Origin of the sequence: Singulisphaera sp. GP187, assembly GCF_900129635.1 — a bacterium.
Taxonomy (GTDB): Bacteria; Planctomycetota; Planctomycetia; order Isosphaerales; family Isosphaeraceae; genus Singulisphaera.
In genome coordinates, this window is record NZ_FSRB01000002.1 from 2,514,625 (window position 1) to 2,533,609 (window position 18,985).

At 61.6% G+C, this 18,985-nt stretch carries 16 protein-coding genes; 10 read left to right on the forward strand and 6 right to left on the reverse strand.

Annotation, left to right across the window (positions count from 1 at the left end; genetic code table 11):
• Positions 1–12 precede the first annotated feature (12 nt).
• The 3 genes from BUS42_RS34140 to BUS42_RS34150 are packed head-to-tail and all read left to right on the forward strand — an operon-like array spanning position 13 to position 3,448.
• The gene (locus BUS42_RS34140) at positions 13–1,152 is read left to right on the forward strand and encodes a hypothetical protein (protein WP_074314598.1); all 1,140 of its coding nucleotides are present in this window, start codon (positions 13–15) and stop codon (positions 1,150–1,152) included.
• Positions 1,149–2,297, forward strand: a complete 1,149-nt coding sequence (locus BUS42_RS34145) for an SGNH/GDSL hydrolase family protein (RefSeq protein WP_074314600.1) — start codon at positions 1,149–1,151, stop codon at positions 2,295–2,297. Before BUS42_RS34140 ends, BUS42_RS34145 begins: the two co-directional genes overlap by 4 nt.
• Positions 2,294–3,448 (forward strand): hypothetical protein, encoded by a 1,155-nt coding sequence (locus BUS42_RS34150; RefSeq protein WP_074314602.1) that lies wholly within the window; start codon positions 2,294–2,296, stop codon positions 3,446–3,448. The genes BUS42_RS34145 and BUS42_RS34150 overlap by 4 nt, the downstream gene beginning before the upstream one ends.
• Positions 3,449–4,081: 633 nt before the next feature.
• On the opposite strand, the gene BUS42_RS34155 is transcribed toward BUS42_RS34150, so the two are convergent.
• Positions 4,082–4,372, reverse strand: a complete 291-nt coding sequence (locus tag BUS42_RS34155) for a hypothetical protein (protein ID WP_074315681.1) — start codon at positions 4,370–4,372, stop codon at positions 4,082–4,084.
• A gap of 62 nt (positions 4,373–4,434) precedes the next feature.
• Complete coding sequence (locus tag BUS42_RS34160) at positions 4,435–6,945, reverse strand: glycosyltransferase (protein ID WP_074314604.1); 2,511 nt, start codon at positions 6,943–6,945, stop codon at positions 4,435–4,437.
• Positions 6,946–7,175: 230 nt separating this feature from the next.
• On the opposite strand from BUS42_RS34160, the gene prpB reads away from it, so the two are divergent.
• The 3 genes from prpB (at position 7,176) to BUS42_RS34175 (ending at position 11,281) form a co-directional block, all read left to right on the forward strand.
• Entirely contained in the window at positions 7,176–8,057 is an 882-nt protein-coding gene (gene prpB, locus BUS42_RS34165) for a methylisocitrate lyase (protein ID WP_074315682.1), read from the forward strand.
• Between the two features lie 743 nt (positions 8,058–8,800).
• Positions 8,801–10,354: a ribonuclease Y gene (rny, locus tag BUS42_RS34170; protein ID WP_074314606.1), complete on the forward strand. Its 1,554-nt coding sequence runs from the start codon at positions 8,801–8,803 to the stop codon at positions 10,352–10,354.
• Positions 10,355–10,462: 108 nt separating this feature from the next.
• Positions 10,463–11,281 (forward strand): TIGR00282 family metallophosphoesterase, encoded by an 819-nt coding sequence (locus tag BUS42_RS34175; protein WP_074314608.1) that lies wholly within the window; start codon positions 10,463–10,465, stop codon positions 11,279–11,281.
• A 22-nt stretch (positions 11,282–11,303) separates the two neighbouring features.
• On the opposite strand, the gene BUS42_RS34180 is transcribed toward BUS42_RS34175, so the two are convergent.
• The 3 genes from BUS42_RS34180 to BUS42_RS34190 all read right to left on the reverse strand — a co-directional run bounded on the left by BUS42_RS34180 (position 11,304) and on the right by BUS42_RS34190 (position 14,244).
• Complete coding sequence (locus tag BUS42_RS34180) at positions 11,304–12,302, reverse strand: phosphotransferase enzyme family protein (RefSeq protein ID WP_074314610.1); 999 nt, start codon at positions 12,300–12,302, stop codon at positions 11,304–11,306.
• A gap of 3 nt (positions 12,303–12,305) precedes the next feature.
• Positions 12,306–13,046, reverse strand: coding sequence for a lysophospholipid acyltransferase family protein (locus BUS42_RS34185; RefSeq protein ID WP_074315684.1), 741 nt, complete (start codon positions 13,044–13,046; stop codon positions 12,306–12,308).
• Between the two features lie 193 nt (positions 13,047–13,239).
• Entirely contained in the window at positions 13,240–14,244 is a 1,005-nt protein-coding gene (locus tag BUS42_RS34190; RefSeq protein ID WP_074314611.1) for a PEP-CTERM sorting domain-containing protein, read from the reverse strand.
• A gap of 685 nt (positions 14,245–14,929) precedes the next feature.
• On the opposite strand from BUS42_RS34190, the gene BUS42_RS34195 reads away from it, so the two are divergent.
• Positions 14,930–15,283, forward strand: a complete 354-nt coding sequence (locus BUS42_RS34195) for a hypothetical protein (RefSeq protein ID WP_074314613.1) — start codon at positions 14,930–14,932, stop codon at positions 15,281–15,283.
• Between the two features lie 118 nt (positions 15,284–15,401).
• Here the strand turns inward: BUS42_RS34195 and BUS42_RS34200 are convergent, their stop codons facing one another.
• Positions 15,402–16,268 (reverse strand): fumarylacetoacetate hydrolase family protein, encoded by an 867-nt coding sequence (locus BUS42_RS34200; protein ID WP_074314615.1) that lies wholly within the window; start codon positions 16,266–16,268, stop codon positions 15,402–15,404.
• Positions 16,269–16,474: 206 nt separating this feature from the next.
• Between BUS42_RS34200 and BUS42_RS34205 the strand changes: the two genes are divergently transcribed.
• Genes BUS42_RS34205 through BUS42_RS34215 form a run of 3 tightly spaced genes read left to right on the forward strand, consistent with a single transcriptional unit; the run spans position 16,475 to position 18,961 of the window.
• Positions 16,475–17,728 (forward strand): beta-ketoacyl-[acyl-carrier-protein] synthase family protein, encoded by a 1,254-nt coding sequence (locus tag BUS42_RS34205; RefSeq protein ID WP_074314617.1) that lies wholly within the window; start codon positions 16,475–16,477, stop codon positions 17,726–17,728.
• Positions 17,725–17,982, forward strand: a complete 258-nt coding sequence (locus tag BUS42_RS34210; protein ID WP_074315685.1) for an acyl carrier protein — start codon at positions 17,725–17,727, stop codon at positions 17,980–17,982. Before BUS42_RS34205 ends, BUS42_RS34210 begins: the two co-directional genes overlap by 4 nt.
• 49 nt (positions 17,983–18,031) lie before the next feature.
• Positions 18,032–18,961, forward strand: coding sequence for a lysophospholipid acyltransferase family protein (locus BUS42_RS34215; protein ID WP_074314619.1), 930 nt, complete (start codon positions 18,032–18,034; stop codon positions 18,959–18,961).
• Positions 18,962–18,985: the final 24 nt, after the last annotated feature.

Genomic DNA, 18,985 nt, shown 5'->3' on the forward strand with positions numbered 1-18,985 from the left:
TGAGGACCGCAAATGCCCACGCTGCAACTCCGCCAGCGCGGGTCGGCCCTCCCGGGCGGCCTGCTGGGAATGCTCATCTTGATGGCGGTGGTCGAGACCTACGTCGCAAGACATGATCTGGACTACACCCGACCCGACTTCTGGGATTGGAAGTTGACCGGCAGGAACGCGCAAACGAAGACGCGTGACTGCCAGGTCCTCTGCTTCGGGACCAGCCGAATCCAGCAGTCGATCGTGCCCAAGGTGATCGAGCACGAGAGTGGCTTGAAGACCTGGAATCTTGGAATCTGCTGGGGACAGGCGCCGGCCTCCTATTATTTGCTCAAGCGAGCACTCGAGTCGGGCGCCAAGCCAACCTCGATCCTCGTGGAGTACCACCCGACCGTCCTCACCGGTGATCCCTGGGGCGCCAAGGGGTTCTGGCCTGACTTGTTGAATTTCAAGGAAACGTTGGATCTCGCCTGGGCCGCTCGTGACGCAACGTTCTTTGGAGCCACGGCCCTCGCGCACAACGTCCCCACCGTGAAGGATCGTTCACAGATTCAGGCAATGGTCTTGGCGGCCTTGTCCGGCAAGTATGCCTCGAATTGGGGACCCACGCTCACGGCGATGCGCAATCGGAACTTCAACCGGGGCGCGTTCGTCATGCCGGACAACGGCGGCTTCCACGGGGAAATTGGCTCGATCTATCAGGATGCTTTCTTCGGCAAGCCCTGGTCTTGCACCACGTTGAACGCCTCCTACATCCGGAAATTCCTCGATTTGGCGAGTTCACGGAATATCCAGGTCTACTGGGTGCTGCCGCCGTTCGCGGCGGAACTCCAGGCGAAGCGTGAGCAGGCGAACAACGTGGCGCGGTATACGAATTTCGTACGCGGTTGGATGGCCGAGTATCCCAGTCTGACCGTACTCGACGCCGAATACTCCCACTTTGACTTGAATGTCTTCTTCGACGCCGCCCACCTCAACCGACAAGGCGCATTGGCCCTCAGCGCATTGGTCGGCAAGCAACTCCGCACTCAGCAAGCCCAGCCGCCCAAAGATCGATGGGTCAGACTCCCTGAATATCAAGAGTGCCGGCCCACGTTCCGGGTCGAGGACATGCGGATGTCCCAGGTGTACCTCCAGCAAACCGGGAAGCTCCGGAAATGATCGCACCCACCCTCGGCCGAACCGCGGGAAGCGTGCCGCGAGGGCTGATCGGAATGATTGGAATGATCATTCTGGTCGAGTCGATCATTAGCTATCATCATCTGGATTTCACCCGATTTTATATTCATGACTGGCGAGCGATTGGCGATACGATTCGGACACAATCGCCCGACTGCTCCGTCCTCTGCTTCGGCGATAGCCTCGTGAAATTCGGGGTGCTACCACGCGTCATCCAGGACCGGACCGACGCACGGGTGTACAACCTGTCGCTCTGCGGTGGGCAGGCGGCCTCGAGCTATTTCCTGCTTCGCCGCGCGATCGACGCGAAGTCGAGACCGACCACGGTCCTCGTCGACTATGCGCCTCATCTCCTGATGGCCGAACCGCGACATAACATGCGCCAGTGGCCCGAGCTTTTGAGTTTATCCGAAAGTATCGAACTGGGATTGGCCGCGAAGCATGCGGGGTTTTGTGCGGAGCTGGCCTTGCGTTGGATTTTTCCCTCGATGAAAGATCGCGACGAGGTGCGCGGCGGTATTCTCGCGGCGCTCCGAGGTCGGCCCGCGTCGCGCCGTGACGATGTCCTGGCCCACCGTCAGGTCTGGGAGCAGAATCTCGGGTCCGATATCCACCCTGCCCGGTCGTCGTTCGATGTCAATGACGAACTCGACCTGTCCAATCCTGGCTATTTCCCTCGCACCTGGTCGTGTCATAAGGTCAACGCGTACTATATTCATGCTTTTCTCAAGCTGGCCGCCTCGAACCATGTCCAAGTGGTCTGGCTACTACCCCCCGTCGGCCCCAGATTTCAGGCCCGGCGCGACGAGTTGGGTCTTGAGTCAAAATATACAGCATTTCTAAAACCGATGATCGCAAAATATCCTAACCTTACGGTCCTTGACGCTCGCCATTCAGGCTACGATTCGTCCCTTTTCGTCGACTCGCTCCATTTGAGTCGACCCGGCGCCGATGCCTTCAGTCGAGAGATCGCCACCGCCTTGGTTTCTATCGAGGCGGATGCGTCCTCCACCGGTCGTTGGGTTCGAGTGCCCGGTGTTCGCCTCCGAACCGCCTCGAGCATCCCGGCCGATTGTGTCGATTTGAGCATCGCTCTTCGCTTGCCAATCAAAGGACATCGACGATGAACGATGTGCCCCGGGTTCACCGGCGTGGCTCAGTCCCTGTTGGCCTCCTGGGAATGATCGTCCTGGTCGCGACGATCGAACTCGGGTTCATGCGCGGCAACTTGGACTTCATGGACAATGTTGCCGTCAGTTGGAAATACACGGGGAAGATCGTCAAGCGCAAGGCCAAGGGGAACGCGATCCTCTGCTTTGGCGATAGCATGCTCAAGTTTGGGCTCTTACCTCGTGTGCTCACCGAGGGCACGGGCCAGAAGGCGTATGGTCTCGCCGTCTTGAGTGGGTCGGCCCCGTCGAGCTACTTCCTCCTGCGGCGTGCCTTGGAGACAGGCGCTCGTCCCACCGCGGTCATCGTTGACTTCGCGCGCGGAATCTTGGGGGATGGCCCCGCGTCCGAGACTCGACCCTATCCTTGGGTCGAGCTCCTCAAGCCTCGCGAGGCCGCCGAACTCTGCTGGACGGCCAAGGATCCGAACCTGGTCGCTTCGCTCGGCCTGCGGTCCGTGTTGCACTCGGTCCGGCAACGGCACGAGATCAGGGCCCATGTGTTGGCCAAGTTGCGTGGAAAGCCGACTGACCAACGTGACGTATCCCCCGCGCTCTGGCGGAACTGGAATACCAACGACGGCGGCCAGGCTAACCCCAAGGTCGAGCCGTTTGCCGACGTCGTCATTCCGGAAAACCACCCGATCAAGCCCGGTACGTGGCGCTGCGATCCGGTGAACGAGATCTACGTCCACCGGTTCATCGAGCTTGCCCAGAGCCACGGCATCAAAGTCTACTGGATGCTCACCCCGGTCACTCCGGGGACGTTCTCGAGTTGGGTGCACAGTGGTGACGAGCAACTGTTCATTAACTATGTTCGTGCGCAGCAGGCTCGGTTCTCAAACCTGGTCGTTCTCGACGCACGCGATTCCGGCTATGAACGGTCGGTCTTCGTCGACGGGGTCCATCTCGATCGCGACGGTGCCTCCGCCTTGAGCGTCGGGGTTGCTGAGGCTCTGAGCCGATCGACCACCGAACTGGAATCGGAGCGAACCCAGTGGGTCAAAATCCCCGCATTTGATGATCGTACGCCCCGCGTCGCAATCGAGGATGTAACGGAATCACGTCTGGCTCTGAAGGCCGTCTGGGAACAGCGGAAACGACGGTAAACGCACAGCAAGCGGCGAAGATCGAATTCTTGTAGGGTGGGCACGGCCCACAATCCCGATCTCACTGCCAGCAAGGTTGATGAAATCGCATACAGCGGTCTACCGTCGAATGACACACGAATCATGGTTATTCACAGCGAAATCATGAGTATTTTGTGATTCATTCGTTCGTGTTCAGCCCCAACGGGGCGGCGCATGGATGCCTAGCACAATGCCCCAGATATTGATGATGTTTATTATTGTTGAGTCCCGGTAATCGTTCGCGCCCCGGCGTAGAAGTTGGCCTACCCCTGGTTTCCACGCTCCGCGTGAGAACGAGGGTGAAGGCAGGAGTTGTGTGGTACAACAAGGGCGTTGCCCCGGGCTTTCTTGGGCCGCCCGGTTGGGGCTGAAACTCGCGAGAGCGTACGCCACTCGACGGTAATCGGCAGTAAGGCAGGGTGGGAGCGTACGCTCTCTGTCGTCTCAGAGAGACAAGATAGAAATCATAAGCCGGGATACTTTGATCGGAATGTGATCGAACGGTGGGAACAGGCCTTGAGTATCGCGGGGTGGGAGCCGGGATGAAAAGGCAGGGAGCTCGCGCTCCCCGCTCGCCTTTTGCGTCTGTGCCCGCTGGCGGGGAAAGTCGCCTTAGCCTGCTCGCAATTTATCATCGGGGGCGATCTCACCGGCGATCGCCAGCTTGCCTGACTCCGGTGTGAGGTCCTCGACCGTCTGCTGGAGATAGTCGACCTGACGTTGGAGGCGGACGAGTTCGCGCACGACATGCTCCATGAGCGTGTTCGCCTCGTCGGTGAGTTGCTGCTCGGTGGGACGAAGACAGCGGGAGAGATAGCTCTCGAACTTGTGCAGAAAGGGCCGACGAAGCGGCAACGTTCCGCGCCAGATTGCCTTTGCGACTTTCTTCACGAGTCGTTTCATGAATTCACCTGGATCAACGATTCCCAAGGGGAAGAGCGGGTTCACCCGCGCCGTCCGAGTTTTCAGGCGGTGATCGCCTTGCCGGAACGCCTGAGTCGCGACTCACGGAAAGTCTTTCCGGCCAAGGCGAGTTGCCTGTGGGAGCGTTCGATAGCCTCGACATACTGCGCGGCCACACGGGGCCACTCATGATGGTCGAGACAGTGCTTCCAAGCCGCTTCGCCCAAGCGTTTTCGCTCTGCGTCCTGGCTTGCCAGGTCAAAGAGCGCCCGACGCAGGCCGTCGATCCCGTCGCTCTCCCAACGCACCTTGCGAACCACCTCGGCGGGGTAATCCGAGAAGGTCGCCACGTCGGTGACGATCGTCGGCACTCCAGCGGCCAGCATATTGAGCAGCGCCCCTGAAGTCTCACCGTTGGTGGGCGGAAGTCTCAGGTTGACTCCCAGGTCGGTCACCGCAATCAAGTCGGTGAAATTATTCCAGGCTTGGCGGCCGAGGAATCGGACGCGATCGTGCAGACCGAGGGCCGCCGCCTGGCGACGCGCGATCCCGCCATCGGCATCCTCGCCGACGAACAAGAACATCGCCTTCGGATTGGCTCGCGCGACCGCCTGGAACGCGTCGAGCGCTTCAGGGTTCATCTTGTCGGGATGAATGAATCCGAAGCTGGCCACGATCAGCGCGTCTTGCGGAAGATCAAACCGGGTGCGGATCGCCGTCTTTTCCGCGTCGGTCGGTCGTCTCGGCCAGATCCCGTGCGGGATGACCATCGTTCGTTCGGCGTGCTCGGGGCGCGTGGCCGCCACCTGGGCGAGACACCAGGGCGAATGGACGACAACGAGGTTGGGCGTGTCGAACATCCGGCGGTTAAGATACCACCCGCGTTTGGCGCATTCTCGCGCCACGACTTCCCAATCCCAATCAACGCTCTTGAGCATTGACCGGATCTCGTCCGCGTGTTCGGGATACCACTGGAGCAGCTCATTACGAATGTATTCGCGTTCCATCCCCCGAGTGTGCCCGTAGTGGAGATGAAAACCGGCCAGGCAGAAGTCGTGGAGCGTGGCGACTCCAGGATGGCGAAGCATCGTTTCATAGAGATAGCTATGATAACGAGAGTTTCCCATCTGGTAGACGATCCCGTGATAGTCTTTCGTCCCCGCGTAGAGGCCGAAGACGCGGGCGTCGATGCACTCGAACTCGTCGGACGCCAGCGCCAGATCGGGGCGGTATCCGATGTCGTGGAACAGGTCGATCTTGTACGTCTTCGTCAACTCGTTCAGCAAGAAGACGGAATAGTCGGAGATCCCCGACTTGCGCGGGGGGAGCGGCGAGAAGAAGGCGATTCGGGGCCGATTGCTGTGAGCCCGATCGATCCGGAGTCGAGGCAAGGCTCGTCGCCGTCCCAAGCCTTCCACGGCCTTCGCTGTGCGTTCAGCCGTCAGATCCCAACTGAACTGGCGCGACTGAACCGAGGCCCGATCCCGGAGCGTCTGGGCCAACTCGGGATTCTCCAGGATTCGTTCCAGTTTCTCGGCGATGTCACTGGCGTCGCTGACGTTGGCCAGAAGGCCGGCGTCGCCCACGACCTCGATCTGCGACGAGTTATTGCCCGCGATGACCGGCGCACCGCACTGCATCGCTTCCAGCAGGGGCAGACCAAAGCCTTCGTAAAACGAGGGGAGCACAAACGCGGAGCAGCGCTGGTAGAGAATCCGCAGCGTCTCGTCGCTCACCTCGTTGGTCCAGATGAACGGTTCTTTGACGCCACGCTCTTTGGCGTATTCGCGAACCTCGGCGATTTCCCACTCACCCGACGAGAACGTAAGCACAAGTTGATAGTTTTGCTGAAGTGTTTCGTCCAGCCGGCCGTAGGCGTCGATCAAGCCTCGGGTGTTCTTTCGGTCGACCAGTCCGCCCACATTCAGGACGTATGGTTTGGTGATCCCGAGCTCCCGGAGCACGGCTGCCGAGGTGTCGGTCAGGGTCGGTGACGGGTCGGGCACGAAGAATTTCCGGTCGCAGCCCGCGCCGATCGATACGACCCTCTGCTCCGGGATGTTCAGAGTGGAAAGGATATCTTGGCGTGTTGCGTCGGAGATCGCGAGCAGGAGGTCGTACCCTCGCAGGACTTCGAGGCTGCGATAGTAGCGCATCAGGATCGGATCGTAGGCGTTCTCGACCGGAAAGAGGAAGGGGATCAAGTCGTAAACGACCGCCGCCATCTTCAGGCCGTTGAGCGGTGGAGCCGGTGGGCAATAGTTGTCCCAGGGTTCGAACGGGCTGAGAACCAGGAGGAGATCGAGGCCGTCCGGGTTAGTCCGTACGAGCCGGTCCATCCGCTGGGTGACCGTTCCGCCTTCCGATTCCGAGGCCTGGCCGATGATGCGGACCGTCGCCCCTTTGGCCTCCGGGATTCGCTCGGCCGAGAGCGCTTCATAGACATAGAAAACGAACTCGTGTCCGTCGTCCCTGGCCAAGAGCGACGACACCAGGTTGATGCCGTAGCGACCGATTCCGCGGTGGCCGTGATGGGGGGACTGTACCCCGAGCATGTCGACGCCAATTCTCACGGGAACGACCTCCTTGTCGTTTCATGCCTCATCATGAGGCACCGGCCGCGAAACTTATCCCCATGGCAGTTTCACGTCAACACCAAGACGCAATCCTTGGCGATTCGAACGCCCCGCCTTGGGATTCCGCCGGAATTGACCATGCCCCTTGCGTCGATACGATGGTTCTTGGAGTCACGGATCTCGTGGCTCGTTGGAATTCGATCCCTTCGAAATCTCGAGGAACCCTCATGCCCTCTCCCGGTGCTCGATTGCGTGCGGCGTGGGTGGAACAGCCGATTTCCATTCCCGGCGCCTTTAATGCGCTGACGGCGAAGCTCGCGGAACGACTTGGCTTCTCCGCGGTCTACTTGTCGGGCGGAGCGCTTTCGGCGGGCTGGGCCGGCTTGCCCGATATCGGTCTCCTGTCACTCACCGAGTTTGTGGAGCAGGCCGCCGTCATCGCCCGAGCGACTTCCCTTCCCTTGCTCTGCGACGCCGACACCGGGTTCGGCGAGGCGATCAACGTGGTCCGAAGCATCCAGCTCTTCGAGCAGGCTGGGGTCGCAGGAGTTCACCTCGAGGACCAGGTGCTCCCCAAGCGTTGTGGGCACCTCACGGGGAAATCGCTGATCGAGACCTCGGCGATGACGGCGAAGCTCCGCGCGGCCGTCGAGGCGCGTCGCGATCCCGATTTCGTGATCATCGCGCGGACCGACGCGCGATCGGTGGAAGGCTTCGACGCCGCGGTCGAGCGTGCTCGCGCCTATCGGGCGGCCGGCGCTGACATGATCTTTCCGGAGGCTTTGGAATCGGCCGAGGAGTTTGAGCGGTTCGCGGCGAACGTCGAGGGGCCTAAAATCGCCAACATGACCGAATTCGGGCGTAGCCCGTTGCTCACGCTCGACGAGTTGGCTCGGTTGGGATACCAGGCCGCACTCTTCCCGCTCACAGCGTTCCGAGCGGCGATGCGCGCCGTCGAGCTGACGCTCGTCGAACTTCGGAATTCGGGCACCCAGCGCGGGATCGTCGACCAGATGCAGACCCGCGCCGAGCTCTACGAGCTGCTCGGTTATACGGATTGGGAGAAACGCGATCGGGCTTACTTCAGCGACGGAACGACCAAATCGTAGCAAATCTCTGGCCGCGGAACGATTGACCCCTTCAACCGTTCTGATACATTGGATAAGAGTCCTCGGAACGTTCACGTTGCGAGGTTTGGAATCGGTCCAGCTCATCCTGAAGGCTTTGCTTATTAGGCCGTTCAGGGAAGTTGTCGCCGAACTTGTTGTTAGAATTGACTTTCGGTCGCGTGGTCAAACCTATTGCCTGTCCGGCGGAAGCGGGATTCGGCGTGGCTGGCCGGCGCTGAAAACGACACTCCACCCCCATTTCTCAACGCGAGGGCCGGCGATGCTGACGAGTTTCGCGCTTTGGCTGGTCTCGACGCTCATTGGGACGGCGGTCAGTTGGACCGTCGGGCGCCAGGTTTGCGGCATCAGATTCGCTCGCGTCGCGGGACAAGTGCGAAACGGTGTCGAGACTTGGCAACGGGGATTAGGACAGTACGGGAACAGCAGTTTTCCGACCAGGTGCTCTCCCCTGGTTGCGACGACGAGGGTCACGGCGTTTTCGCCGTGGCACTGTACGGCCGTGCTCTGGAACGCTCTCGGTCGCCGAGAGGGGTCTGGTGGCGGTTCTTTAGCTAGTCTCGACGACCCTCTGGGTTGGGCAGTCCTCGCTGGAGCCGGTTTGAGTCGTTGACGGTGTCGATGCCAGTCGCTTCGGAAGTGCTTTCGCTCTGGATCCCGCCCGATACGGCGGGGCTAGGGCCGCGCGTCGAAAGACTTCCTTAGCGGAAAGGCGAGGCGCCGACGTGTACGAGGCGACCATAGGCCTGATCGGTATCATTCTCGGGGTCGCCGCCGGGCTTTCGGGGGCTCTCGTCGTCGCTCAACAACGCGCCAAAACGGCTCGCGGAGGCGCTGAAGTCATCCTCGCCAATGCGAGGCGCGAGGCTGAGACCATTCGCAAAGAGGCGGATCTCCAGTCGAAGGAAGAAGGCTTGCGCCGCCGCGAAGCCATCGACTCAGAAACGGAAGTGGTCCGCCGAGGGTTTCGCGAGCAAGACAAACGGCTCGAGAAACGTTCCGACCTGCTCGACCAGAAGCTCGATCTGATCAATAAAAAAGAGCGCGACTTCGAGAACGTCCAGCGTTATCTCGCCGAGCAGCAGGAAGAGCTGACCCGCCGCAATCTCGAGGTCAAGCAAACCTTGACCGAGCAGCGCGACGTGCTGCATCGCGTCTCCCAGCTTGGTCCCGACGAGGCACGGGCGCTCCTGCTCAAGCGCCTGGACACCGAGATGCGGCATGAAGTTGGCGGCGTGATCCTCAAGCACGAGCAGACGCTGCGGGAGACCTGCCAGCAGAAGGCGCGTGAGGTGCTCGCCACGGCGATCCAGCGGTACGCGGCCTCGCATACCGCCGAGACCACTGTCAGCACGGTCGATATTCCGAGCGATGATATGAAGGGGCGGATCATCGGCCGTGAGGGTCGCAACATCCGCGCCTTTGAGAAAGCGACGGGGGTCGACGTCATCGTCGATGATACCCCGGGCATCGTCATTGTGACCGGCTTCGACAACATCAGGCGCGAGATCGCCAAGCTGTCGCTCGAGAAGCTGATCATGGACGGCCGGATCCACCCGACCCGAATCGAGGAGATCGTCAAAGAGACCCAGGAGGAGATGGAGCAACACATTCGCCAACTCGGTCAGGCCGCCGCTCAAGAGGCGAACGTACCGGCCCTGCACGAACGGTTGCTCGACTTGCTCGGTCGCCTGAAGTTCCGCACCAGCTATTCCCAGAACGTCTTGCAGCACTCCATCGAGGTGGCCTACCTGACGGGCTTGATGGCGGAAGAGATCGGACTCGATGGCGCTCTCGGACGACGGTGTGGCTTGTTGCATGACATCGGCAAGGCGGCCGACCATGAGATGGAAGGGGGACACCCCGCCATCGGTGCAGAGCTGACGAAACGGTATGGCGAACGGCCCGAGGTCGTGCACGCCGCTCTCGGTCATCATGACGACCTGCGGCCGGAGACCCCGTACACCGTTCTGGTCGCCGCGGCCGATGCGGTGAGCGCGAGTCGACCCGGAGCGCGGCGTGAGACCCTGGATAAGTATGTCCGTCGCCTCGAAGATCTCGAGGCCCTCGCCTGCGGCTTCCCGGGCGTGGAGCAGGCCTATGCGATTCAGGCGGGACGGGAGATCCGGGTGATCGCCGATAGCCATCAACTCGGTGATGAAGCGGCTGCCAAGCTCTGCCGCGACATCGCGAAAGCCGTTCAACAGCAACTGACCTACCCCGGCGAAGTCAAGGTCACGGTCTTACGCGAGACGCGTAACGTCGAATTCGCGCGCTAAGGGCCGTTCGCTCGTTTCACCTGAACAAGGGCGAGCGTGAAATTCATTGCATTCGAACCCGAATCCCTCACGGGCAAGAGTTCGACGATATCAAGAGGTCGAAATCCCATGCCCCTGAAAATTCTGTTCATCGGTGACGTCGTCGGATCGCCGGGCCGAAAGATCGTCAGCCAACTCCTCCCGCGGCTGATTCACCGGTGGGAGCTCGGACTCGTGATCTGCAACGCCGAGAATGCGGCGGGCGGTTCAGGCCTGACCATCAAGTGCCACGAGGAACTCGTCGAGGCGGGAGTCGACGTCTTCACCCTGGGCGACCATGTCTATCGCAAGGACGAGGTGTTTACCCTGTTCGAGCGCAGCGACCGGCTCCTCCGGCCGGCGAACTTTCCGCTCGATTCCCCCGGGGAGGAGGCGGTCGTCGTCCCGGCCAAGGACGGGACCATGGTGGGCGTCTTCACGCTCCTGGGGCGAACCTTCATGCGCCCGGTCGACTGTACGCTCCGCGCGGCCGATCGTGTGCTCGACCGACTGCTCCCGCTGGCGAAGGTCGTGGTGGTGGACATTCATGCCGAAGCGACCAGCGACAAGCAGCTTCTGGGGCGCTACCTGGATGGACGAGTCTCAGCGGTCCTGGGCACTCACACCCACGTCGTCACGGCCGATGAGCGGATCCTCCCTCGCGGCACGGCGTACCAGACGGACGTCGGCATGACCGGTCCCCACGACTCGATCCTCGGTCGGCGCTACGATCGGGTCCTGGCGGCGAACTTGAGCTTCGTGCCCCACTACTTCGAGGTCGCCACGGGAGACCCGCGTCTCAACGGCGCGCTCCTCGAGGTCGATCCCGCAACGGGTGAAGCACTCTCGATCAAACGCATCGCCATCGATCAGGACGAAGCTTTAAAACTTATGACCAACTCGGCATGAGCTTCTGTCGGGCCGTCGGTGCTCAGCGGAACTCGCCGGCAACGTGGCCCAGCAATCGCTCGAGTCCGCGTTCGATCCCCCGGCTGACCGCGCGGGGGTCTTCGAACACGCGCTTCTCAAGAAAGTGCCAGCGGACCCAATGGCCGGCCCCGAGTAAGGCGGCCGATGCATCGAACGCATCGATCAGGCCCCCTTCGGAATCGTCGAGCGGCCGAACCGCGGAATAGGCGTTGAGCGCCTCGGCTCGCGCCCAGCGGTCTCCTTCCACCCATTCGGCCAGGAGCCGGGCCAGATCTCCCGAGACGACGTCGAATCGCATCGCTCCAAAATCGATCAGGCCGGTCAGGCAATCGCCCTCAAACAGCAGGTGGTCGGACCGCACATCACGCAAACAGGGCTGGAGCCGGCACGCCGCGGCGGCCGCCTGCTTGATCTGGTGAAGGTAGCGTGGAGTGACTCGACGCGCGAGTTCCAGCCAGCGCAGCGCATGGCCGGTTGCCGCGTCACTCGAGGCCGCCTGGACGGCCGCTTGAAGGGTATCGAAGCCGCCCAGCATCAAGGCCCGGATTTCACTGAGCCGATTCCCCAGCCCCGGGCTCGGACCAACTCTCGAGTGCGACCCCAGGGCCTGGTGAAACGAGGCCAGGGCCGCGAAGCCGGCGACGATTCGGGCACGTTCGGGAGGACGTTCGGTCGTGGCCGATCCGGGCATCCAGGGGGAAAGGTCCCAGAGCCGGCCACCCTGCTCCTGAAACGTTCTCCCCAGGCGATCTCGAATCGGCAAGGGAACAAAACCGAGTGACTCTGCCATGAGCACCCATTCATGGATCTGACTCAGGTGGGCCACATCCGTCCCATCCGCGGGCCAGGCGCGAGCGACGAGCGGACCTTGACCCGAGTGGTATCGCCAGAGGCTGACACCACTATTTCCACCGGCATTGCCCAAGGCTTCGGGTTCGGCCAGTGGTCGGGTGATCGCCGGGTAATGGGCCAGAACGGCGTGCAAGTCTTCGAGAGTCATCACTTAACCCAATGGCCGATCGACCTCGTCAAGCAGTTGCCTTTGGAGACAACCGATCGCGTCCATCATCCGCTCGGTCACGGTCGAGAGGATCGCTCGATCGAAAGGGGGTGTGCTGGGCAGATCCGACAGGTCAATGGGCGGGCCGAAGAGGATTCGCGAGTGCGATGGCGTGGACAATGATTTCCAGACCTCGTTCGTCGCCGGTGTGCCGCAAATGAACGCGGGAATCACCGGCACCCGCGCGCGAAGTGCCAGGAACGCCACGCCCGGCTTTCCAGGACCGAGCGTTCGACCCGAGGTTGGCAAGATCCGTCCCTCGGGGAACACGGGGACGACTTTCCCTTTCTCGAGCGATCGAAGCGCCGAGCGCGTTGCGGCGAGGTCCTGACCGTCTCGTCGAACCGGAATGCAGCCCAGCCGCTCGCAAATCGGGCGGAGTGCCCGGTGGTCAAAATATTCCCGGGCGATCATGAACCCCAGCACTCTGCGGGAGCCAGCCTGGAGTAACATGTGATCGATCGAGCAGGTGTGGTTGGCGATCAGAATCGCCGGCCCTTGCTCCGGCAATGGACAGCGATTCTCGAGCCGGAGCCGATGCCAGAACCGGCAATAGAGTCGGTTGAGCCAATCGAGTGGGCGAAGGACGCCCGAGATCTCCGGTCGGATCGAGGACGTCGGCATGAGGACCCAGGGCCCCGCCAGGACGATCGCCGACAAGGAGAGTAAGAGACCAGAATTCATCCAGACGACCCACCCGGGTTCGGTACGATTACGGTGTTGCAGTTCGGGTCGGTTGGCAACATGAGGGTGGCCCACCGTCACCGATCGCCATCTTGAATCCCTAACTCATGGATACCGCAAGAACCGACCGAGGGTCAAGGGGAACGGCGGGAGGCGGATGAGGGGGGATGATGCCAGGACGCTGTCACGATTTTCAGTTCGTTTTCCGGCGGAGTTGACGGCGACGCTGAACGACCGCGGCCGAGAGGGCCAGGCCCCAGAGTGCCCAGGTGGTGGGTTCCGGAACGGGCGAGGCGAGAATCTCAAGATCACCGTCGAGTTGAAGTCCACCAGCCGTGAACCCGCTGGAGCTGGGGGCGAACGCTCGCGCTTTGATATCGGCGATGGCCGCGTCGCTGAATCGCGTCGTGGGGCTGGTCAGCAGTTCCCACTTGGCGGATGCGGCGTCCAGGTAATTGCCCGATTGATCGTCATGGCCACTGACCCCAAACGCGTGCATTAATTCATGCGATACGTTGTGCGCCACAGCCCATTCGAGTTCGTTGATCGAGCTGCCGTACGAGAGCTTGTCGATAAAGCTGAAGCCACTATTTCCGACGTCGGTGATCCCGATTGCGTTCGGATTCGCGCCGTAGGACGTATTGGAAACGACGCTCAGCGTGTGATTGGCGGGAATGGAGGGGTCGAGGGTGATCTTGGGAGCCAGTCCGCCGCTCAACTGGAAGGTTTGGTTGACGTGGTCGAGCACGGCGTTGGTGAAGTCGGCTTGTTGTTGAGTATTGGGGGCTTGCCCACCGTAGAGCTTCTCGACCACCGGGCTCGTGAACCAGGGCTGCGCTCCTCCGGTGGTCATCAAGCTGGCTTCCGGATACGGCCCGGTGCTGAAGTTCAGGTAGGCATCAGCCGTTCCCCCGGGGGGAATCGGGTTTGAGAATCGGGGAGCCGGCGGAGGCACCGGAGCCGCGGTGGGCACGGTGTAGGTCGCCGCGGCAACCGCGACGGGTGGTGGGGTGGGAGTAGGGACCGGGGGAGCCGGAGTCGCAACGGCTAACGCCGTGGTGGGAGTCACCGGGGCACCGCCAGACGACCAGAACGACCAAGAGCCGACGCCATTGGAAATCATGGGCTCCGCGTGGGCCAACGAGCCCGAAACACCCATGATCAAGACGCTCAATATCAACGTCTTCACTGCGGACATGGCGAACCTCCTGTTCGTCGGCCCCAGAAGACGCCATCATGGCGTCATCCCAACTCGGCCGGATTCCAACCCCCCCGTCGGATGTACTGTTAGCGAGTCTGAGGTGTGCGAAGCGTCGCGATCCGGGGAGTGAGGGGCGACCGTGGAAGAGCAAGAGGTATGCCAAAGCTCGCAATAACGAAAAAATCCGTGGTTTTTGCGATCAAAATCGCCCTGTCTGATGACGAAAAACCCCGCAAGTTCAAGACATACGACAAGCGATCGTTTTTGGAGCGACCAGAGGCCAGGGCGGGTGACTGGGTGTGTAAAAGGGCTCAATCGGAGAAACTTTTACAACACGTCCGTAAAAATGAACAGAAACGGTAGAAGTTGCCAAACCCGACCAGGCGGTCTCACTGGCATGGCTTCGAATCCTAACGACTCATACCAAGGACATGTTCAGTATTCAGGCCTCATTCATTTCACCCATCCGAATTGGATGGGCACGGAACCTTGGAGAATCCTTTTTTCATTGCGGCATGGGTTTTTCCTAGCTATACTCCTCGTGGAGCTCTAGTTAGGTGGGCCGACGCGTCGACTGTGCGGCTTTCGTACACGCACAGTCCCGGAATTGAACTCAATACATCCGGATATGCACACAATTGCACGACGAACGGTCCCCGGATGCCAATGAAGGAGTGATTCAGTGAAGCCTTCTTGCAAGATTTGGACCGCATTCTCTGGCTTGACTCTCTCGCTGGCTCTGCTTAGCGGTTGCAATCAGGAAGAAGCCGCCCCCGAGACCCCGACCACCGCTCCCGCCGAGGGTGCTCCGGCGATCACCGAGAAGCCGGCCACCGAGAAGCCGGCCACCGAGGCTCCGGCTGCCACCGCGCCCGCGGTCACACCCGAACCCAGTCCGGCTCTTGAAGCGCCTGCCGCAAGCAAGCCCGAAGAGCTGAAGCCGGCTCCTGCCGACGCACCCGCCGAGAAGCCCGCCGAGAAGCCCGCTGACGCTCCCACCGAGAAGCCTGCCGACGCACCCGCCGAGAAGAAGTAACCCTTTCCTCCGCGGTATTCCTTTCGATTTTGAGTGTGGCCGTTTTCTTTCCATTGAGAAAGGACGGCCACACTCATTTTCCCAGGGCTTCGTTTTAAGGCGCCAACCCCATTTCGTTTCAGACGTACGCTTTCGACTGAGTCGCAGGATTGACGAGCGAACCGATTCCATCGATGTCGATCCGCACCAGGTCCCCTTCGCGAAGGCTGAACTCGTCGGGAGGAACGATTCCGGTTCCGGTGAGGAGGATCACACCCGAAGGGAACTGATTGTCCCGTCCGAGCCAACCAATGAGGTCTTCGAATCGGCGGGCCATACGCTCCAGCGAGGTGCGTCCCTCAAAGATGGTCGACTGGTGTCGCTCGATCGTGAGCCGGATCTCAACCTGTTTGATGGGGGGCATCGCCGAGGCCAGTGTAATCCAAGGGCCGAGGGCACATGACGCGTCGTAAACTTTCGCTTGGGGAAGATAGAGCGGGTTCTCTCCCTCAATGTCGCGAGCGCTGACATCGTTGCCGACGGTGTAGCCAACCAGGCGGAGGTCGGGGGTCAGGACCAGGGCCAGTTCCGGTTCGGGAACGCACCAACGTGTATCGGCCCGAACGCGGATGGGAACTCCCGGTCCGACGACCCGGCTGGGCGTGGCCTTGAAGAAGAGCTCCGGTCGTTCGGCGCGATACACCAGGTCGTAAAACGATCCCCCCTGCTCCGACTCCTCTTGTCGAGCCACCTTACTCCGTTCGTAAGTGACCCCCGCCCCCCACACCTCGTGGGCATCCAACGGGGCGAGTAGGCGAACGCGTTCGAGGGGAATCTCGGCTCCCGATCGCTCGGAGAGCTCCCGAATTCGAACTTCCAGATCGGGCGATTGGAGTAGATCGCTCAAGAACGTTGCGCCGGAACCGAGCGGGACGATGCGCCCGTCGTTCACCAGCCCCACGGTTGGGGTCGAATCGGTTTCCACGAGATACTTGGCAATGCGCATGAGCCTGGGTCCCGAGTGACTTCAACCACGATGACGACGATGCTGTCCCTCTCCATAATCGAGTCGGTAACGCCGGTCAACGACGAGTCCGGAGAAAAAAGATTGAAGTCTTCGGCGGATTGGTCCGATCAATCGGTTTATACGGAGTTGTTTCGCCGCTCGATCACTTGACGGATTGAGGGTGAAACATCGCGCAGGAGGCGCGGATGTCGGAACGGATAGTCGTTGTCGGACACTCGGCGATCACCTGTCTCGGTCGTGATCTCGCCACCACCTGGGACGGCCTGGTGAGCGGCCGGTCCGGACTCGCGCGGCACACGGTATTGAACCCTGAGTCGTTCCTCCAGGATGTGGGTGGCCTGGTCGAAGACTTCGGTCCCGGATCCTCGACGGAGGATCCCGCGGTCGCCAAGTTGGGAGCGCGGTTCCTCCACCTCTCGCTGGCCGCGGCCCGCGCGGCCTGGACGGACGCTGGACTCGATGGCGACCGGGTCGACCCGGAACGCGTCGCGGTGGTCGTCGGTTCGGCATTGGGCGGCCAGGACTTGCTCGATACCGAGCAGGCCAGGATGGCAAAACGGCGAAGCCTTGCGATTAGCCCATTTGTGATCCCAGGGCTGATCATCAACCAGGCGGCGGGCCAGGTCGCGCAACATCTCGGTCTCTACGGACCGAGCGTGGCCCCCGCGAACGCGTGCGCATCGGGGGGGCATGCGATCGCGCTCGGGGCGATGTTCCTGCGGGCGGGCGAGGCGGACTTTGCGCTTTGTGGAGCGGGCGAAAGCACGTTTACCCCGCCGATCGTCAATGGTTTCGCGACGATGAAAGCCCTCCTTCCGCGGCGAGCCGACGATCGCTCAGCGACCGACCCCGGCCAATCCAGCCGACCGTTCAGCGCGGACCGCGCGGGCTTCGTCCTCGCCGAAGGCGCGGGGATGGTCGCCTTGGCCACCGAGTCCGCCGCCAATCGGCTCGGACTCACGATCCAGGCGGAGTACGTGGGACACGCCCTGAACACCGACGGGTTTCACGTCTCGCTCCCCTCGAAGGAAAAGATCATCCACTGTTTGACGACCGCGCTCAGGCGAGCTGACGTCCGTCCGGACGAGATCGACTACTACAACGCGCATGGCACCAGCACGATCATGAATGACCGGATCGAGACCGAGGTGGTCAAGGCGGTCTTCGGAGACGGATCCCGCAAACTCCCGGTCAGCTCGATCAAAGGGGCGATCGGTCATAGCCTGGGCGCAGCTTCGGCCATCGAGGCGGCCATCTGCGTCCGCGCGCTCCTCGAACAACTGATTCCGCCCACGATCAACCATATTCCCGACCCTGAACTCGACCTCGACTACGTGCCCGGCGAAGCGCGTGCCGCTCGCCTCGAAACCGTAATGACCGCATCGTTCGGATTCGGCGGCACGAACAACGCGTTGATCTTTCGGAGATGGAACCGATGAACGATCCGACCCTCTTGGCCGAAATCAGCTCAATCGTACGCCAGGCCGGCAGGATTCCCAACCAGGTGATCATCACCGCCGAGTCGCGGATGGTCGAAGACCTGAACATCGACTCCCTCGACCTCGTTAACGTGGTCCTCAAGATCCAGGACCATTTTGACGTTGCCATTGATGACGAAGATATGCCAAACTTGCGCCGTGTGTCCGACCTGGTGGCGTACGTTGCCGCGCGTCGTGGGTCGGCCGCCGCGTGACGGCGCGCATTCGCCGCGCACGGAAATCGCCCGGGGAAGGGAGTCCCTCATGGAGCGACGGATGCTCAACGTTCGCAAGCAACTGCTGCGAACGATCTTGCCCGTCTTCAGGTATCTGCCGTTGCCGCTCGCGTCAAGGATGATCGCGGGGATTGGCCGAACCGAATATCACCTGATGTCGAAACTCCGTGTCGCCTACCGAGAAGCGGTCGGTCGCGCCCGGGAGAGTCTCGGTTGCGACTGGGACATCGACTCGGTCAGCCTCGACCTCGCGGGCAATCAAGTCTGGTGGCGGACGCGCGACATGCTGCTGGACGGGGTTCCCGACAGCCGCGCGGAGCCGATGTTTCTGGTCAGTGGGCGCGAACGCCTCGACTCGGCCCTCGAGCAGGGGAAAGGCGTGATCCTCCTGACCAGCCACTACGGCGGGCACCTGCTGCCGGCCCACTGGCTGGCGCGTCGGGGTTATACGCTCCGGTTCTTCATGGAGCGGCCACGGCACGTCTCGAAGTTCCTCGAGCGCCAGTTCGAGAGCGAAGGTCCGCTGGCTCAGGACAAGCTGTTCATCTCACGCAAAGGGAACGCGAACGGCTCGGCCGGCTCGATCCTGCGGGCTTCGCGCGCCCTCGGGGCTGGGATGGTCCTTTATCTGGCGGGCGACGTGCGCTGGAGTGGCGCCCATACCCAGCAGGCTACCTTCCTCGGTCAGAAGCATCAGTTTTCGGCGACCTGGGTGAACCTCGCCGCCATGACCGGTGCCCCCGTGGTGCCAATTTTCTGCCACATGCAGCCTCAAGGGCGGTATCACGTAGAGTTTCACCCGTCGTTCCAGATCCCGAACGACGCCTTGCATGACGGTCAGAGCCAGGTCTGGGTCCAGAAATTCTTGGGGCTGCTCGAGCAGGAGGTGCGTCTCCACCCGTCCAACAGCAATGAATACTTCTTCTGGCCGACGGAAGATGCGGAAGTCGCCGCCTGACCGACGTTGCTCGCGAGGTGCAAG

Coding starts and splice junctions, on each gene's coding strand:
- BUS42_RS34140 (WP_074314598.1), top strand. CDS start 13: ATGCCCACGCTGCAACTCCGCCAGCGCGGGTCGGCCCTCCCGGGCGGC.
- BUS42_RS34145 (WP_074314600.1), top strand. CDS start 1,149: ATGATCGCACCCACCCTCGGCCGAACCGCGGGAAGCGTGCCGCGAGGG.
- BUS42_RS34150 (WP_074314602.1), top strand. CDS start 2,294: ATGAACGATGTGCCCCGGGTTCACCGGCGTGGCTCAGTCCCTGTTGGC.
- BUS42_RS34155 (WP_074315681.1), bottom strand. CDS start 4,372: ATGAAACGACTCGTGAAGAAAGTCGCAAAGGCAATCTGGCGCGGAACG.
- prpB (WP_074315682.1), top strand. CDS start 7,176: ATGCCCTCTCCCGGTGCTCGATTGCGTGCGGCGTGGGTGGAACAGCCG.
- BUS42_RS34175 (WP_074314608.1), top strand. CDS start 10,463: ATGCCCCTGAAAATTCTGTTCATCGGTGACGTCGTCGGATCGCCGGGC.
- BUS42_RS34180 (WP_074314610.1), bottom strand. CDS start 12,302: ATGACTCTCGAAGACTTGCACGCCGTTCTGGCCCATTACCCGGCGATC.
- BUS42_RS34185 (WP_074315684.1), bottom strand. CDS start 13,046: ATGAATTCTGGTCTCTTACTCTCCTTGTCGGCGATCGTCCTGGCGGGG.
- BUS42_RS34190 (WP_074314611.1), bottom strand. CDS start 14,244: ATGTCCGCAGTGAAGACGTTGATATTGAGCGTCTTGATCATGGGTGTT.
- BUS42_RS34200 (WP_074314615.1), bottom strand. CDS start 16,268: ATGCGCATTGCCAAGTATCTCGTGGAAACCGATTCGACCCCAACCGTG.
- BUS42_RS34205 (WP_074314617.1), top strand. CDS start 16,475: ATGTCGGAACGGATAGTCGTTGTCGGACACTCGGCGATCACCTGTCTC.
- BUS42_RS34210 (WP_074315685.1), top strand. CDS start 17,725: ATGAACGATCCGACCCTCTTGGCCGAAATCAGCTCAATCGTACGCCAG.
- BUS42_RS34215 (WP_074314619.1), top strand. CDS start 18,032: ATGGAGCGACGGATGCTCAACGTTCGCAAGCAACTGCTGCGAACGATC.